Annotated in this window: 12 protein-coding genes; 6 read left to right on the forward strand and 6 right to left on the reverse strand. The window is 60.7% G+C overall.

All coding sequences use genetic code 11. The annotated features are described in order from the left end of the window. Nucleotides 1–125: 125 nt before the first annotated feature. Both ABI_RS07760 and ABI_RS07765 read right to left on the reverse strand, forming a co-directional pair. Nucleotides 126–1274, reverse strand: coding sequence for a hypothetical protein (locus ABI_RS07760; protein WP_157138742.1), 1149 nt, complete (start codon nucleotides 1272–1274; stop codon nucleotides 126–128). A 177-nt stretch (nucleotides 1275–1451) separates the two neighbouring features. After that, on the reverse strand, nucleotides 1452–1925 hold the full coding sequence (locus ABI_RS07765; RefSeq protein ID WP_006272350.1) for a DUF1851 domain-containing protein: 474 nt from the start codon (nucleotides 1923–1925) through the stop codon (nucleotides 1452–1454). Here ABI_RS07765 and ABI_RS23520 point away from each other — a divergent pair. Continuing rightward, a complete protein-coding gene (locus tag ABI_RS23520) occupies nucleotides 1915–2253 on the forward strand; it encodes a hypothetical protein (protein ID WP_006272352.1) in 339 nt (112 codons plus the stop codon). The genes ABI_RS07765 and ABI_RS23520 overlap by 11 nt on opposite strands. A gap of 267 nt (nucleotides 2254–2520) precedes the next feature. Here ABI_RS23520 and drt5 read toward each other — a convergent pair whose 3' ends face one another. Further along, the gene (gene drt5, locus ABI_RS24290; protein ID WP_006272353.1) at nucleotides 2521–4017 is read right to left on the reverse strand and encodes an antiviral reverse transcriptase Drt5; all 1497 of its coding nucleotides are present in this window, start codon (nucleotides 4015–4017) and stop codon (nucleotides 2521–2523) included. 414 nt (nucleotides 4018–4431) lie between these two features. On the opposite strand from drt5, the gene ABI_RS07775 reads away from it, so the two are divergent. The 5 genes from ABI_RS07775 (at nucleotide 4432) to ABI_RS07795 (ending at nucleotide 12039) form a co-directional block, all read left to right on the forward strand. After that, a complete protein-coding gene (locus tag ABI_RS07775; protein WP_050808221.1) occupies nucleotides 4432–5670 on the forward strand; it encodes an SGNH/GDSL hydrolase family protein in 1239 nt (412 codons plus the stop codon). Between the two features lie 118 nt (nucleotides 5671–5788). Then, nucleotides 5789–6448, forward strand: coding sequence for an SOUL family heme-binding protein (locus ABI_RS07780; RefSeq protein ID WP_006272355.1), 660 nt, complete (start codon nucleotides 5789–5791; stop codon nucleotides 6446–6448). Further along, entirely contained in the window at nucleotides 6445–6804 is a 360-nt protein-coding gene (locus ABI_RS07785) for a thiol-disulfide oxidoreductase DCC family protein (RefSeq protein ID WP_006272356.1), read from the forward strand. The genes ABI_RS07780 and ABI_RS07785 overlap by 4 nt, the downstream gene beginning before the upstream one ends. A 75-nt stretch (nucleotides 6805–6879) precedes the next feature. Continuing rightward, nucleotides 6880–11607: a DUF3320 domain-containing protein gene (locus tag ABI_RS07790; RefSeq protein WP_006272357.1), complete on the forward strand. Its 4728-nt coding sequence runs from the start codon at nucleotides 6880–6882 to the stop codon at nucleotides 11605–11607. Nucleotides 11608–11652: 45 nt separating this feature from the next. Next, on the forward strand, nucleotides 11653–12039 hold the full coding sequence (locus ABI_RS07795) for a nuclear transport factor 2 family protein (protein ID WP_006272358.1): 387 nt from the start codon (nucleotides 11653–11655) through the stop codon (nucleotides 12037–12039). On the opposite strand, the gene mobA is transcribed toward ABI_RS07795, so the two are convergent. Genes mobA through ABI_RS07810 form a run of 3 tightly spaced genes read right to left on the reverse strand, consistent with a single transcriptional unit; the run spans nucleotide 12024 to nucleotide 16022 of the window. Next, complete coding sequence (gene mobA, locus ABI_RS07800; RefSeq protein ID WP_006272359.1) at nucleotides 12024–12608, reverse strand: molybdenum cofactor guanylyltransferase; 585 nt, start codon at nucleotides 12606–12608, stop codon at nucleotides 12024–12026. The two genes, ABI_RS07795 and mobA, sit on opposite strands and share 16 nt — an antisense overlap. Beyond that, nucleotides 12605–13378, reverse strand: coding sequence for a uroporphyrinogen-III C-methyltransferase (gene cobA / locus ABI_RS07805; protein ID WP_040308696.1), 774 nt, complete (start codon nucleotides 13376–13378; stop codon nucleotides 12605–12607). Before cobA ends, mobA begins: the two co-directional genes overlap by 4 nt. Then, entirely contained in the window at nucleotides 13368–16022 is a 2655-nt protein-coding gene (locus tag ABI_RS07810; protein ID WP_040308697.1) for a nitrate reductase, read from the reverse strand. Before ABI_RS07810 ends, cobA begins: the two co-directional genes overlap by 11 nt. Nucleotides 16023–16122: the final 100 nt, after the last annotated feature.

A 16122-nucleotide genomic window follows, 5' to 3' on the forward strand; every position in this document is an offset into this window, starting at 1 on the left:
GGTTCCCATGCCGTGATCGTGCGCGTTGTCTACCATTCCAGGCTTCGCGAGAAAATAGTTGTAATCGCAATAAAAACAATAAATTATGATTGAATGTGCCTGCCGGGTATGGCCCGTTCGAGAGTCTACACCCGCAATCCGTCGATCTCCACGACCTCCCAAACATCCGGATAATACGGCGCAGTCTGAACGATCGCCATCGTCTCATCGCAGAGGATAATCTCTGCCGGCGCTCCGGAGCCCGGCTTGACGCCCGTGAACAGATAGCGGTCTTCACACGACGTCAAAAAATTCGGATACTCATACCCGTTCACGGCAAAATCGCTGACGGCCTTCACGTTCAAAGCCGCTTCAAACTGCGCCGGGACACGGTACCGGCCTTCGTACTGCGATACGTTGAGGGCATCGAAGAACCCGACGAAATCGTCCAGACCGACCTCCAGGCTGAACAGGTTGTCATTGGCCAGATAGGTCCGCCCGCTGCCGCCACAGATGACGCTCATCGGCACAAAGGCCGGGAACTGGTACAGCCTGCCAAAACCAGCGATCTCCGTCCTGGACACCGGGTGATCCCTGTCGCTCAGATAGCGGTTGGCAAACAGGTTGTAGTCGTTCTCCAGCACAAGGCTGCCGCCACTGTTGCGGATGGCATGCGGGATGTAAAACCGCAGATCGGAAACCGCTTCGGCTTGTCCCTTATCCAACCGATACAGTCGGTAGATCTCGTCCTTGGCGTTCGATTCCGTTGTACAGGTCATAAAGCGCGTCAGCAGGGTCAGCTCGCTGGCCGGTTCGGTCCGAAAGCAGAACAGTCCGTCTCCAACGAAAATCGGCATCAGATACAGCGACTTGGGCGTATGATAGACGTCCGAAATCTCCAGCGTCCCGGCATCCAGCACCACCAGATGGTTATCATGCCGCCTGTTCTGCACCAGGACGGCCAACTTGTGGCCGTCGGGACTGATGGCGCAGCCATAGGCCACGTGAAACCCGGTGAAACGCAGGATGCGTTCTTTGTTGTTGGCGACTTCCACAACGCTGATGTCGTTGTTGCGGTAGCGGGTCTCGTTCCTGACCGAGGCGTGCTTGCACGACACGACCCACTTGCCGGCCGCGTCAATCGCGCTGTCCCGTTTGGCGTAATGAATGCGGTCGCCTTCCAGCGGCCGATCGGCAGGGGCTGCTTCGTCAATACTGTTTTGCGCCGCGGCGTAACCTGCGCTCAGCAGCAGGCCGGACGCCCCCACCAAAGCCCCTCGTCGTGTGATGTGCATAACCCCCTCCGCAAACACCCGCATCCGTTGTACCGACACACCGGACCGTTTGTCGAGTCTCGGCTGCCTGTGCCGATGTTCGATATCCTCCCTCGCTTGCGGGGCAAATGAGCCCAAAGGGCGAAACGCTTCGGGACGGAGGGGGGCAACAGGGCACGTAAGCCAGGGTCAAACGCCCTAATCCGCAATCACCACCTTGATGCGTGTTCCTTCCGGCAGGTCCTTGGTCTGCTGCCACATGTCGGCGAGCAACGCATAGTGTACGGACAAATCCGTCAACTCGATATTGTCGAGGTCGTAAGTTCCACCCAAAAGCGGGGGTGTCTTGTAGCCATAACACTGCTCCGGCGACAGCGTCATCCCCGCCGCACGACAGGCATCGACCAACGGCATCATCAGCCAGTTCGCGGCGTTGTCGCCCTGGTCGATGACCTCGAAAAGATGCTCCCGGCTTTCGGCAATCTGCCCAATCTGACCCATGCCGACGTCAAGAAAATGCACCGTGCCGTCCTCGAACACGAGGATCAGGTCGCCGAACCGGTTCACCATCCACAGCGTAAAGTCCCCCGGCAAGGCTTGCCGCCAACCCGACAGCAAGTCACCCCAGTCCTTCCCGGCCTGATCGATGAGATAATCGTTTATGTCGCTCATTCGCCTGATGAACCACGACACCCAGCACGTGACAAGCCAAATCGTAGGCGCCACCATGAGCGGCGACGGCAATTTCTCGAGCGAGGAACTGACGGTCGAACTGGCCCATATCGACGGCGGCAGCGAAGGCGTGTTGCTACTGTTCCGGAAAGCCGTCGAAGCCTATGCCGCCGACCGGTACCTGCGCGCGATCTACTGGCACGTCTACGCCCTGACCTGCGCCAAACGCAATCCGCGCCTGCAACGGTTCCTGCGCAAACGTGCCTTCACCGAAGTCGATCACGAAAAGCACCGACCTATTTTCGCGCTTAGCACGTCCGGGATTTGATGCTCTTACGAAATCTCACCCTGAAATCTCCCAAGGCATTTACCTTAATCGAGCGTGCTTTATGAACGGCCTCGCTTGAAGAGCAGTTTCCTGGCCCCAGCCTGCGACGGGACCGCATCGGACCGCTATTTGTAGAGAGTGGTTTCGACCGAATTAACCAATTCGGCACAGATGGCCTAGTAGACGCGCCTTTCAGAGGATTCAGCGAAGTGATCGTGCGAATTGCACGAACATGAAAAGCCCAACAATCTGGACGTAAGAGGACATTTATGTAAGGTTCTTTATCACGTCTCCAATAAGTTGATTCATTGGTGATGATTTCATAAAATAGCTAAGTTGATAGTTCCTAGCTGCTGGTTTGATGCTTCTCGAGCCGACAGCCGATGACCATGATAACCAATCAGACCTGCCGGAACTTAGATGCGTTTGTCTAATTTCGGGAATTCCATAGCGTAATTCTGGAATTTCGAGGATTTTTGCTTTAGAAATATCAGTTGCATTAGGATGTGAAATGAGCTCAACCATTAGATCTCCAGCATTGTCTGTGCCAAGGAGGTATGACTCCACCATCATTCCAAACCAGAACAACTGATATTCCTGAAGTGTTTTGTTCTTCAGTTGATTTTGAACGAGGTTCGCCACAAAATTTTTATCCTTCACTCTTGCGCAAAATCTGTATATATTTTTTGCCAAGTGTGGAAATCTAGATACTATTCCTGGTAGGCTATCTAATACATCACTTGTGTGTGTTCTCATCGTTGTTAGTACTAATTCAGCATCATCTTCTTCTAGGTCTCCACTCTTGAGGATAGTGTTTATAAACTCCAGTTCTTCTTCTGATATTGGTGTTTTTTCATCTATTTTTTCATCTGTTTCATAGTCATCGTACAGGTTTTTTGCCAACATTGCCTTCCTTTTTTTCAGCAATCTTTTTTTAATTTCTGAAATATTTTCCTCATTTTGTTCAGTTTTTGGCTTTAATGTGGTTGTTTTTGCGGAATTTATACTTAGGCCTTTTAAGCCTAGCAGCCTCTGAATTGTGTTGAAGTCAGATATCGTTTGTTCTTTATTGTCGCTAAAGATGTATATGTCATCCATAAAGCGGTGTATTTTTTCAGAGTTGAGTAGTTTTGATTCTTCTATGAACCGCAAAAAATCGTTTCCAATCATTTTTGTAGGATAGAGGCCATGTGGAAGGCAATCGACCGAACGACCGGAATTTATTTCTCGCAAAAATTTTGAGAATAACTTTACATCATCGTTCGAGGCGCCAAGGGCGGCTAGCCAAGCTTCTAAATCATGGTGATATAGGCAGTTGAAGTATGTGCTTACGTCGAATCCAATGAAATAATTTTTTAAGAAAGATTCAGCCCATACGTCAAATTTGAATTTGCTAAAATCTTCCGATGGCAAGCTTGGTATTCCATCTTTGAAGCGATATCCATAGTGACATTTGTCAGTGTTGTGCGGCTTTTTAAATAGAGATCTATTTTTGTAAACTATGTCGTATATAAAATATTCTGCTATAGGGTCTAGTTTTACAGTTCTTCTAAGATGTGTTGGATCTTTGGACGCGTATACCCTGTATTGTGGCAAAAAAGATCGCGTGCCAGAATTACATTCATCTATATATTGTACAATTTTATCTTCGCCGTTCTCGATAATAATCTTATTCGTTGACAACGGGAATAACGTCCTGGGGTAGTCGTCGAGGAAAAATTGCTTTGTTGAATACGATGGCTTTTTGGCTTTTGGAGTCGCCATTTGAATTTTTCTCCTCGCAATATCGCAAAAATCAACATTTAATTGAATGAATTTGCAATTCAATCGGATTTTTTAAGCTCTATGGGAAAATTTGGTGACTAAGAATTTGGGGCCGCCGTATTGGCTGCACCCGTAAAGTGAGACACAAGATTGTCAGCGACGGAGCGGTCACGGTTAGGCGGTAGACACGTTACGTTTTTGCGATTTGGGCTTTGAAGGCAATGGGTGATTTGCTGCCGACAGCAGAGTGAAGTCGGTCTGCGTTGTAGATATCTTCGATGAAAACACCCATCTGTATGCGGGCATCATCACGGGAAGTACCTCTGATTGATCTAAATCGGCGCGGGTTCCACGACTGGCCTTCGCCTGTGGTTGCGCTATAACGACTCACCGTTCCAACTTTCGGTGACTCGCATGTCCTTCTTCCGACCCGTCGCTCTGGCCCTGGCCGTCACCTGCATTGCCTTACCCGCAGCCGCCGAGACGCCGAAGTGGATCCCCGCCTGGTACGCTGCCCCCGAGCCCGACTACGCCGACGCCAAGCTGACCGATATGACCCTGCGCCAGATCGTGCGGGTCTCGGCCGGCGGCACCTCCGTGCGCATCCGCCTGTCCAATGCCTACGGCAAGACGCCGCTGAAACTCGACGAGGTTCGCGTCGCCCGTCGCGATACGGGTAGCCGCATCGATACTGCCTCCGACCGCGCCGTCACCTTCAACGGCTTTGGCGAAGTGATGATCGCGCCGGGCGCCTATGCCGTCAGCGATCCCATTGACCTCGACGTTGCTGACAATTCCGATCTGGCCGTCAGCCTCTATGCGTCTGGCACCGTGCCCCTGACCACCCTGCACGACATCCAGCGCGCCGTGATGTTCACCGCCAAGGGCCGCCAGACCTCCGCCGCCGACATCCCCGGACCGGCGGCCGATATCGGTATCGGCGCGTCCTTCCCGTGGCTGGCCGGGGTCGATGTGTCAAACAGCAAGTCCCGCGCCGCCGTGATTGCGTTTGGCGACTCGATCACCGACGGCTTCGGCATCGCCCAGGACCAGGGCGCCACCTGGCCCGACGTCCTCAGCCGCCGGCTGGACGACGCCGGCATCCCCCTGAGCGTCGTCAATGCCGCCATCAGCGGCAACCGCATCTGGCACCACGGCAACTGGTCGCGCTTCGGCGAGGCCGCCCTGGCGCGCTTCGACCGCGATGTCCTGGCCCAGCCCAATGCGGCGGCGGTGATCGTGTTGATCGGCATCAACGACCTGGGCCATGCCGCCGGTCCGGGCCACGATCAATATGTCTCGGCGCAGGACATCATGGCCGGCTTAAGCCAGATGGCCGACCGCGCCCATTCGAAGGGATTGCGCATCTACGTCGCCACATTGACGCCGTTCAAGGACACGGTGTTCAAGGACTATTACAGCGACGCCAAGGAGACCGAACGGCTGGCCGTCAATGCCTGGATCCGGCAACAGACGGTGTTTGACGGCGTGTTCGACTTCGACAAGGCGGTCGAAGATCCGTCCCGTCCGGGTTATCTGCTGCCGGACTTTGACGTGTCGGATCACCTGCACCCCGATACCGAAGGGGGCGCCGCCATGGCCAAGGCCATCCCGCTCGATAGCTTCAAGTGGGCGAAGAAGCTGAAGAGGTAGACGTCCGGCCCGCCAGCAGGGCGTGGACACATCCAGTCGCACCTCGCGATCGTATACGCTGGGAACAACGCCGCACACCTGTTGACGCGGTGATGGCTCACGGGGCCGAGGATGCTGGATGACCAAACAATGGCACAAACTATGGATCGCGTTGACGGTCGCGATCGTCGCCGTCTTTGCGGGGCACGCCATGGCTATTGAAGAGCCGGCCTTCAAAACGGTCAGGTCCGACGGCGACTTTGCGCTGCGCGACTATGATGCCATGATCGCCGCGGAAGTGCGCGTTGAAGGCGACCGCAATCAGGCGATAAATTCCGGATTTCGGCTGATCGCCGACTATATCTTCGGCAACAACCGGCAAAAGTCGAAGGTGGCGATGACGGCGCCCGTCACCCAGTCTGCGGCAAGCGAAAAGATTGCCATGACAGCCCCCGTCACCCAGTCGGGGGAGGGTGGGGCGTGGACCGTGCGCTTTATCATGCCGGCGCGTTACACGATGGAAACGCTCCCGGAGCCCAATGATGCGCGCGTCAAACTGGTTCCCGTGCCGGCGCAACGCTTTGCGGTGGTCCGTTTCTCGGGCCTGGCCGGGGAAAGCGATATCGCCGAGCGCACCACGCAACTCAAAGCCTGGGTGGCCGCCGAAAAGCTCGTCGCCGAAGGGGAGGTGACCCTGGCGCGCTACGATCCGCCCTGGACCTTGTGGTTCCTGCGCCGCAACGAACTTATGATCCCGGTGCGGGAAGCCCAGCGGAACAACGCGGCCGGTGGTCAATGATCACGGTTCTGTACGACGGAAAGTGCGGCCTGTGCCGGCATGAAATCAGCTTCTACCGCAAGATCGCGCCCGATGGCCGCTTTACTTGGGTCGACGTCATGACCGATGATGCCGCCCTGGCGGATCTCAAGGTGCATCGCAAAGATGCCCTGATGGCGATCCACGTCTTCGATGACAAGGGGCAGTGTCTGACCGGTGCCGATGCCTTCGCAGCCCTTTGGAAAGGTATTCCTGGCTTCCGCTGGCTGGGGCACCTGGTTTCGCTTCCCGTCATACGCCCCGTGGCGCGCGGACTCTATGCGGCCTTTGGGTATCTGCGCTTTCGCCTGCATGGCTATGACCGGTGCGATCTGTAAAGTCACAAGAAGATTGTAACTCACGCATTGTGCGACTCTGCCCGCGCCCTATAGACTGCCATACGGAGGACCGATATGGCAGACGGCGATACCCCGACATCCCCCCCGACTTCCCTGCGTGACCGGCTTTTGAAGGAGCGCCAAGCGCTGCTCGACCTGTCGACGCGCAACCGGCTGCTCAATGTGCCGCTGCGCCTGACCCAAAGCCGTACCGTCGAAATCGTCGATGAGAAATCCGCAGAGGTCTTCCGCATCCTGACCGACAGCCGGGCCATGACCTTCCTGCCCGGCACCCAACTGGGCGTCGAAGACCAGGAGAACCTCACTCCAGAAGAGTCGCTTGGCGACAGCCTGGCCCAGCCCGCCGACGAGTCCGTCGAAAAAGCCACTCGCCACACCGACACCAAACTTCAGACCCGCCTGACCTCCGAAGCGCTGCAAAAGCGCCTGTTCGACGTCTGGTACGACGCCCAGACCCTGGAACAGGAGCAGGGCGTCAACATCCTCTATCTCGCCTTGGGCTTGCTGCGCTGGTACGACGCCGACGACTCCGACATCGTCCGCCACGCCCCCCTGGTGCTATTGCCCGTGCAACTCGAACGCGGCAGCGCCGCCGAAAAGTTCAAGCTGCGCGACCGCGACGAACCGCCGTCGCCCAACCTGACGCTCCAGGCCAAGATGAAGTCCGAGTTCGGACTGACCATCGAAGACTTCCCCGACGAGGACGAACTGGACCTCGCCGCCTACTTCGCCAAAATCGCCGACACCGTCGCCGGCCAAAAGCGCTGGGAAGTCCTGCCTGACGCCATGGTGCTGGGCTTCTTCTCCTTCGCCAAGTTCCTGATGTACCGCGACCTCGACCCGGATACCTGGCCTCAGGAGGCCCCTTTATCCGGCCACCCGCTGATCGCCGCGCTTCTGCGCGATGGGTTTCCGGAAAGCTATCCCATCGTCCCCGATGATGCCGCCATTGACGATGTCATCCCGCCCCAACGCCGCCACCATGTTGTCGACGCCGACAGTTCCCAGACCGTGGCAATCGCCGAAGCCGCCGCCGGCCGCACTCTGGTTGTGAAGGGGCCGCCTGGCACCGGCAAGTCCCAGACCATTACCAACATCATCGCCGCCGCCGTGGCGCGCGGTAAGAAGGTGCTGTTCGTCGCCGAAAAAATGGCCGCGCTCGACGTCGTCCACCGCCGGCTGAAACAGGTCGGCCTGGGCCCGCTGACCCTGGAACTGCACTCCAACAAGATCAGCAAGCGCGCCGTTCTCGAAGAGCTGAAACGCACCCGCGAAGCCAGCCTCCTGCCGCCGCGGCGCGATCCCCTGGTCGAGGACAAGCTGGCCGCGGCCACCGACGATCTCAACGGGTTCGCCGCCCGCCTGCACACGCCGCTGCAACCGTCCGGCCTGTCGCCGCAACAGATCCTCGGCCGCCTGATCGTCCAATCAGTTGTCACCGCCCTGCCGCTCAAAGACGCTGAAACCTGGACTCCGGACGATGTCGCCAAACGACGGAGCCTGGCAGAAGACATCACTGCACGTCTTGCCGCCACCGGCCCGCTGTCCGACCATGCCTGGCGCGGCGCCGGCGCCGATCCCCTCGACCCGGCCCAGACCGAACAGATCGCCCGCGACATTATCCGCGCCCAAACCGCCCTGGGTCAGGCCATCCAGGAAGCGAAGGTCGCCATCCGCCTGTTCGGCGCGCCGCCGCCCGGCACTGTCAATGAACTGGAAAGGCTGCTGGCCTTCCTGCAACTCACGCCCCCGCCGCGTGAGGCCGACCGCACCGCCTTTACTGACGACGCCTGGCGCAACCCCAAGGCGCTCAACCAGTTGATCGAAACCGGCAAGAGCCTTGTCGACCTGCGCCACCGTTCCAAAGCCGTGTTTAACGATATCGGCCTGACCGCCGACTATACGACCTTGCGCGCCGAGGTGGTGATCAAGGGCAACGGCCTGTTCCGGTTTCTTGACGGCGGCTACAAAGCCCAGATCGCCCTGCTGCGCTCCTACCTGAAGGACCCGCTGCCTGAAGGTGTCGAGCCGCGCCTCAAACTGATCGACCTCGCCATCGCCCGGCAAAAAGCCGAAGCCGCCTTTGCCGCCGCGGAACCGCTCGGTCGCGCCTGGGGCCGCACCTGGCAGGGCGCCGACAGCGACTGGGAGCGGTTGGACAACATCCTGCGCTGGCGCATCTCGCACACAACCCTACCCGAAACCGTCTGGCCGAAACTGGCGGCGCTGTCCGATGCCGACCTCGCCGAAGCCGACCGCGCCCGTCAGGCCCACTATGCCGCCACGACCGAGCATCGTGCCGCCCTCGATGCCGCCGCCCAGACCCTGAAGCTCGACCTCGAAGCTCTCGACCCGACTGTTGTCGGCCGAGAAAACCAATACACCAGGTGGCTCAGCGATCCGGAAAGTCTCAACCGCTACATCGCCGTCGCCTGGCGAGGCCGGCAACTGGCGGCTCTAGGCGCCCCCAGCCTCGTCGCCAACCTTTACGAAAATAGACTGCACGATAACAGCCTGGCGGCCGCCGACCTGGTCCGGGCCTTCGACCGCGCTTATGCGATCGTCCTGCGCGACCTGTTGTTCCGCGACTGGCCCGACCTGCGCGCCTTCGACGGCGACGACTACGAACGCCGGGTGGCCCAGTTCCGTCAACTCGACCACGCCCATATCGAAGCCGCCAAGGAAGAAATCGCCCACGCCCACGCCGACGCCCGCCCCCGGAGCACTATCGGGGGCACGGCCGGTGTCGGTCCGCTGGGCGTGCTCAATGCCGAACTGGCCAAGAAGCGCAGCCACCTGCCGATCCGCGTCCTGCTGGAACGCGCCGGCCCGGTGATCCAGCAACTGAAACCCGTCTTCATGATGTCGCCGCTGTCGGTGGCGCAGTTCCTCAAACCCGGCGCCTTCGAATTTGACATTCTTGTGATGGACGAGGCCTCGCAGATCGAGCCCGTCGATGCCCTGGGCGCCGTCGCCCGCGTCAAGCAACTGGTCGTCGTCGGTGACGAACGGCAACTGCCGCCCACCGCCTTCTTTAAAAAGCTGACCGGCGAAGACGAAGCCGAGGACGACGACAGCGTCACCCTGCAAGCCAAGGACGCCGAAAGCATTCTGGATCTGTGCCTGGCCAAGGGCGCGCCTCACCGCATGCTGAGCTGGCACTACCGCTCCAAGCACCAGTCGCTGATCGCCGTCTCCAACCGCGAATTTTACGAAAACCGGCTGTATATCGTCCCCAGCCCCTATGACGCCGCGGCTGGCATGGGGCTAAAATACCATCGCCTCGACACGGTCTACGAACGCGGCACCAGCCGGACCAACCCGCTGGAAGCGCGCAGGGTTGCCGAAGCCGCCATCGCCCATGCCCGCGACAATCCGCACCAAAGCCTGGGCGTGGCGACCTTCTCCGTCTCCCAGCGCCAGGCCATCCTGCGCGAACTGGAAACCCTGCGCCGTGCCCACCCCGAAACCGAGGATTTCTTTGCTGGCACGGGCGCGGAACCCTTCTTCGTCAAGAACCTGGAAAACATCCAGGGAGACGAACGCGACGTCATCTTCATCTCGGTCGGCTACGGAAAAACCGCCGAAGGCAACCTGCCGCACGCCTTCGGCCCCTTAAGCGCCGAAGGCGGCGAACGCCGGCTGAACGTGCTGATCTCGCGCGCCAAACTGCGCTGCGAAGTCTTCTGCAACTTCAGCGGCGGCGATATCGACCTGGAACGCACCCCCGCCCGCGGAGTCGCCGCCCTCAAACTGTTCCTGACCTTTGCCGAGACCGGCCGCTTCGATACCGGCGATATTGCGGCCTCCGGCCATGACAACGTCTTCGAGGAAGAGGTTGCCCGCCGCCTGACCCAGGCAGGTTATAGTGTGCGCAATCAGATTGGCGCGTCGGGTTTCCGCGTCGACCTGGCCGTGGCCGATCCAGACAAGCCGGGTCGCTTTGTGCTGGGCATCGAATGCGACGGCGCCCAGTACCATGCCTCACGCTCGGCCCGCGACCGCGACCGGCTGCGGCAGCAGGTCCTCGAAGCCCACGGCTGGATCATCCACCGTATCTGGAGCGCCGACTGGTACCTGCGTCCGAACGAAGAACTGAAAAAACTCGAAGCCGCGATTTCAGCCGCAAAGTCGAGCTGGGCCGCCCGCGACGCCGAAGGGTTCCAGCCGCCAGAACCGCCGGCCCTGGTTCCGGCGGACCTGGCGCCCGCTGTGTCGCCGGTCGCGCCGGTGGTGGACAACCGCGTGGCGTACCAGGAGGCTCAGTTCAAGGTCAGTCGGGCTACCGAGCCGACGGACTTGCCGGCGACGCATTTGGCTGAGACGGTGGTCCGCATCGTCGAAACCGAAGGCCCGGTGCACGAAGACGAGGTGATTGCCCGGCTGCGTGATCTGTGGGCTTTGCCCAAGCTGACGCCACGTCTGCGCAACGTGGGTGCGGCAGCGCTGCGCTTATTGCTGGCGGATGGCCGGGCGGTCGAGGCCGACGGATTCTATGATCTTCCGAACCGCGAGGTGGTTGTCCGCGATCGTTCGCAGGTAACGTCGACAGGCCTGCGCAAGCCCGACATGTTGCCGCCCGCCGAGATCCATGCGGCCCTGATACGGACGGTGAGCGACAATTTCGGCGCCGGCCGCGGGCAGTTGGCGGTGGCGGTGGCACGGTTGCTGGGTTTCGCGACGACCAATGCCGCCTTGAAGGCGCGTATCGATGACAGCCTCGAACGCCTCCTGACCAATGGCGTCCTTGAGGAAAAGGGTGATTTGATCAGCCTGCCGTGACATAGAGCTGCTTCCGAGATTTCCAACACCCGCAAAGGCGCCCAGATGTACATTGACTACGACCGCAAAGCCCACGACTGGCATTCCGCGTGGAATTCGCGCGATGCCAAGGCGATCTGCGGACTTTACGCTGATAACGTCGTCTTCATCTCGCCGTTCGTCGCGAAGCTGGGCCTTTCGGAACGCGGCGTTCTGACCGATATCCGGGCGCTCTACGATTATGTTTCGATGACCTTGTCCCGCGTTGCCAACCTCAAATACGACATGGTCGCCAACTGCGTCGGCAGCCAGGGCCAGACCATCGTCTACCGCAACCAGTCCAGCCACATCGTCGCCGAGACGCTGGAATATAACGACGAAGGCCTTATCCGCCTGGCCAATGTCGCCTTCTCGACCGCCCCGATTAAGCGTAAGAACTACGGCAGCCGCTGATCCCAGGACTTGGGTTGCGGCACATTGATATTGGCAAAAGCCGCGTCGTCCGTGGTAATGATCTTGCACACTTGGACCTGTTCCAGAAAGCGCCACACCGCCAGCCCGCCGCCGTCGCGGTTTTTCTCCAGCATGGCCTTCAACCGTTCGGTTACTGTGGTGCGCCACAGGGCGCACAGCGGGTATTCGCTGCGGCCAGTGAAGTAAACCACGTCTGTGTGTGGTGCCGACTCCAGTTGCGCCACCAGGTCCAGTGGCAGGTCCGGCATGTCGCACGGCACGGTTACGACCGCCTCTTCACCGCGTGCCGCCGCCAGTTCCAGCGCCGTCAGCACGCCGCTTAACGGTCCGAGCGCTGAGAAATCGGCATCGTCCACCACCAGGGGCAGGCCCAGCGCCTCGAACTCGGGCGTCAGATGGTGACTGGCATTGATATACAACGCACCGGCCTGGCCACGCAGCCGAGCGATGACGGCCTCGATCAGGGTTGACGCCCCGTGCGCATGGAAGGGCTTGTTGCCGCCCATCCGGCGACCCTGACCGCCGGCCAGGATGACGGCGGTGGTCATGCGGTGCGCGCCGCCAACATGGTGTCTGCCATGCGGGCATAGGCGAAGGCGTCGCCGATCCCTATCAGAACCGGCCCGTCCCAGCCTTCGGCAACCACGGTGGCGGGCAGGTCACGAAGGGTCAGTTTGCGGGCACGGGCGTGGGCGCGGCCGGCGTTTTCGATCAGCACCACCGGCGTAAAGGGCGAGCGGCCGGCGCCCAGCAGGCGGGCCTGGATATGACCGGCATTATGCGACGACATGTAAAACACCAGGCTCATCTCCGGATCCGCAACCGAGGCATCGCGCAGATCGATACTACCATCTTTTGTGCGGCCTGTCAGGAAGGTCACCGACCGGGCTTCACTGCGGTGGGTGAGGGGGAAGCTGAACTGCGCCGCCGCGGCCGATGCCGCCGTCACGCCTGCCAGGGTCTTGTGCGGGACGCCGTGGCGGTCGAGGTGGTCGCGCTCTTCTTCTACCCTACCGAACACCGAGGGATCGCCCCCCTTCAGGCGCACGACATGCAGACCGCGCCGAGCCAGCCGCACCATCAGGGCGTTGGTTTTTTCCTGCGGCACACTCAGACGATCGCCGCGCTTGCCGACGCAGATCTTGATGCAGCGCTGTGGCGCAAGGGCCAGGATATCCTCACTAACCAGGGCGTCGTACAGCAGGGCCTGGGCCGACTGCAGCGCCTTCAGCGTGCCCAGGGTCAGCAGGTCGGCATCACCGGGACCGGCGCCGGCCAAAGTTACAAAACCGCCGTGTGAACGGGTGCTAGGCTGCATGCTGAGACTCCTTGGCACTGTGAATAAGCAGATACTGTTTCAGTTCGCCCTTGCACGACCCGCAGGAGGTGCCGGCGGTGGTCGTCTGGCCGATGGCTTCGACGGTCAAAGCGCCGTCGGCAATTGCCGTCTGGATCGTCTTTTCGCCGACATTGCGGCAGGCGCAGATGATGCGGCCCTTGTCCTGGACGCCGGGCAGGCGGCCGATCAGCAGGGCGGCGCGGTCCTTGGCGTCCAGGCCCATGTCGCCGAAGCGTTCCAGCAGCCATTCGCGCGACGGCAGGCGCTTGCGGATCGGGGCGACGAACAGGACACGGTTCAGCCGGCCGTCCTCGATATTGACGCGGCGGGTGACCCCGGTGCCGATGTCGTCCAGCATGACAGTGGCGTCCATCTGCGACTCGAACGGCGCAACCCCGGCGATTTCGATGCAGTCGGCAAAGGCGTGGGCCGTCCGGCGCCACACCGTGTCGGCGCTCCATTGGGGGCCGTCGCCGTCAAAGTCGCGCGGCAACAGCAGGAAGCCGTGCCAGGTCTCGTGAAAGGCCTCGACCTGGGCCGGGGTGTGCTTGAACTCGGGCTGGCCCGAGGTCGGGTCGACGGCCGGGTTGATCAGTTGGTTGGAGCGCCCGAACGGAGCGAACTGCTTGGTCCAGTGCATTGGCAGGTGCAGATTGCCTTCGCGGACGTCGTCGGTGACGCGCGCCTTGGCAATGGCTTCGCCGTAGGGGGTGGTCACGCGGGCCAGACGGCCATCGGCGATCCCCAGGCGCCTGGCGTCCTTGGGGTGGATATCCAGCACCGGCTCGGAGGTATGACGATTCAGCTCCGGCGCGAGGGCCGTGCGGGTCATGGTGTGCCAGTGGTCGCGGACGCGGGCGCTGTTCAGGCTGAACGGAAAGTCTTCCGTCGGCAGGTTCGCCGGCGCCTTGGCGACCGGGGGGATCAGACGGGCGCGGCCGTCGGGCGTGGCGAAACGGCCGTCGCCGAACAGCCGTCCCGCCGGTTGTTTGCCCTTGGCATACGGCCAGCGGGTCGGCGTCAGGCTGTCGAAGCCGGCATTGTCGAGACCGGCAAAACCGCCCAGATCCAGGAAGCGGCTGCCGTTGTTCTCGAAGGTGGTCAGGCCGACATAGTCCTGGAAGACGTCGTTGGGGGTGCGCCAGGAGAAGGCCTTGTCCCAGGCCGAGTTCATGCGACGGGCGACGTCGGCGATGATGGCCCAGTCGGGGCGCACGTCACCGGGCAGAGTGGTCATTCGGCGCTGGCGCGAAATCATGCGCTCGGAATTGGTGACTGTGCCGTCCTTCTCGCCCCAGGCAGCGGCCGGGAGCTGGATATGCGCCATCTCCATGGTGTCGGTGCGGGCGATGACGTCAGAGACGACGACCATCTCGCAGATCTCGAGGGCCTCGCGGATACGGTTGGTATCCGGCATGGAGACCATGGGGTTGGTCGCCATGATCCAGATCGCCTTGATCTTGCCGCTGCGGACGGCTTCGAACATATCGACAGCCTTCAAACCCGGCTTCGGCGCAATGGCCGGCGAATCCCAGTAGCGCTGGACGCGCGCCTTTGAGGCGTCGTCGAAATCCATATGGGCGGCCAGCATGTTGGCGAGGCCACCGACCTCACGCCCGCCCATGGCGTTGGGCTGGCCGGTGATCGAAAACGGCGCCGCGCCCGGCTTACCGATCTTGCCGCTGAGCAGGTGGGCATTGATCAGGGCCAGGCCCTTGTGAACGCCCTGGGTCGACTGATTGGAACCCTGGCTGAACAGGCTGACCGTCTTTTCGGTATGCAGGAAGAGGTCGTAGAAGCGCTTCAGGTCGGCAACCGCGATGCCGCAGTCCTCGGCGACGGCCTCAACGCTCTGGTCATCAGCCGACAGCGCGGCCATCAAACGCGAGAAGCCGCTGGTGTGGCGGTCGACGAAGTCGTGGTCGAGGGCGTCGCGGGCGATCAGGTGGGCGCACAGGCCGTTCCACAGGCGGACATCGGTCTGCGGCTTGATCATCAGGTGCAAGTCGGCATTCTTGGCGGTATCGGTGCGACGCGGATCGATGCAGACGCGGATCTGGTCCTGAAGGGTCTCGATTCGGCGGTACAGCACCGGGTGGGTCCAGGCGGCGTTGTGGCCAGAGAAGATCAGCAGGTCGGCTTCGGTCAGGTCGTCATAGATGGCCGGTACCAGGTCGGCGCCAAAGGCCTGTTTGTGGGCGGCGACCGCCGACGACATGCACAGGCGCGAATTGGTGTCGACATTGGCCGTGCCGATATAGCCCTTGGCCAGCTTGTTGACGGCGTAATAGTCCTCGGTGAGAAGTTGGCCCGAGACATAGAAGGCGACAGCGTCGGGACCGTGTTCGTCGATGACGGCGTTGAACTTCTGGGCGACGGCGTCGAGCGCTTCGTCCCATGTGGCCGAGCGGAAGCCGTCGCCGTTGCGCATCTTCGGTTCGAGGATACGGCCTTCCAGCCCGAAGGTGGCGCCCAAGGCCGTGCCCTTGGAGCACAGGCGGCCGTGGTTGGCCGGGTGGGTGATGTCGCCCTTGACCTTCAGCCGGCGGTCCGGCGAAAGTTCAGCCTTCACGCCGCACCCGACCCCGCAATAGGGGCAGGTGGTTTTTGTCGTAACGGGCATGACTGGGTCGAACACAATGGGCTCCTCAACTTGCCCTCCCTGCTTGCGGGGAGGGGGGACCGCCGAAGGCGGTGGGCGGGGTGTTACCGTCAGTGGAATG

The sequence above is a fragment of the Asticcacaulis biprosthecium C19 genome, from assembly GCF_000204015.1.
Classification (GTDB): domain Bacteria; phylum Pseudomonadota; class Alphaproteobacteria; order Caulobacterales; family Caulobacteraceae; genus Asticcacaulis; species Asticcacaulis biprosthecius.

Bases quoted from the DNA above. Each gene is read 5' to 3' on its own strand.
- ABI_RS07760 (WP_157138742.1), bottom strand. From the start codon at position 1,274: ATGCACATCACACGACGAGGGGCTTTGGTGGGGGCGTCCGGCCTGCTG.
- ABI_RS23520 (WP_006272352.1), top strand. From the start codon at position 1,915: ATGTCGCTCATTCGCCTGATGAACCACGACACCCAGCACGTGACAAGC.
- ABI_RS07765 (WP_006272350.1), bottom strand. From the start codon at position 1,925: ATGAGCGACATAAACGATTATCTCATCGATCAGGCCGGGAAGGACTGG.
- drt5 (WP_006272353.1), bottom strand. From the start codon at position 4,017: ATGGCGACTCCAAAAGCCAAAAAGCCATCGTATTCAACAAAGCAATTT.
- ABI_RS07775 (WP_050808221.1), top strand. From the start codon at position 4,432: ATGTCCTTCTTCCGACCCGTCGCTCTGGCCCTGGCCGTCACCTGCATT.
- ABI_RS07780 (WP_006272355.1), top strand. From the start codon at position 5,789: ATGACCAAACAATGGCACAAACTATGGATCGCGTTGACGGTCGCGATC.
- ABI_RS07785 (WP_006272356.1), top strand. From the start codon at position 6,445: ATGATCACGGTTCTGTACGACGGAAAGTGCGGCCTGTGCCGGCATGAA.
- ABI_RS07790 (WP_006272357.1), top strand. From the start codon at position 6,880: ATGGCAGACGGCGATACCCCGACATCCCCCCCGACTTCCCTGCGTGAC.
- ABI_RS07795 (WP_006272358.1), top strand. From the start codon at position 11,653: ATGTACATTGACTACGACCGCAAAGCCCACGACTGGCATTCCGCGTGG.
- mobA (WP_006272359.1), bottom strand. From the start codon at position 12,608: ATGACCACCGCCGTCATCCTGGCCGGCGGTCAGGGTCGCCGGATGGGC.
- cobA (WP_040308696.1), bottom strand. From the start codon at position 13,378: ATGCAGCCTAGCACCCGTTCACACGGCGGTTTTGTAACTTTGGCCGGC.
- ABI_RS07810 (WP_040308697.1), bottom strand. From the start codon at position 16,022: ATGCCCGTTACGACAAAAACCACCTGCCCCTATTGCGGGGTCGGGTGC.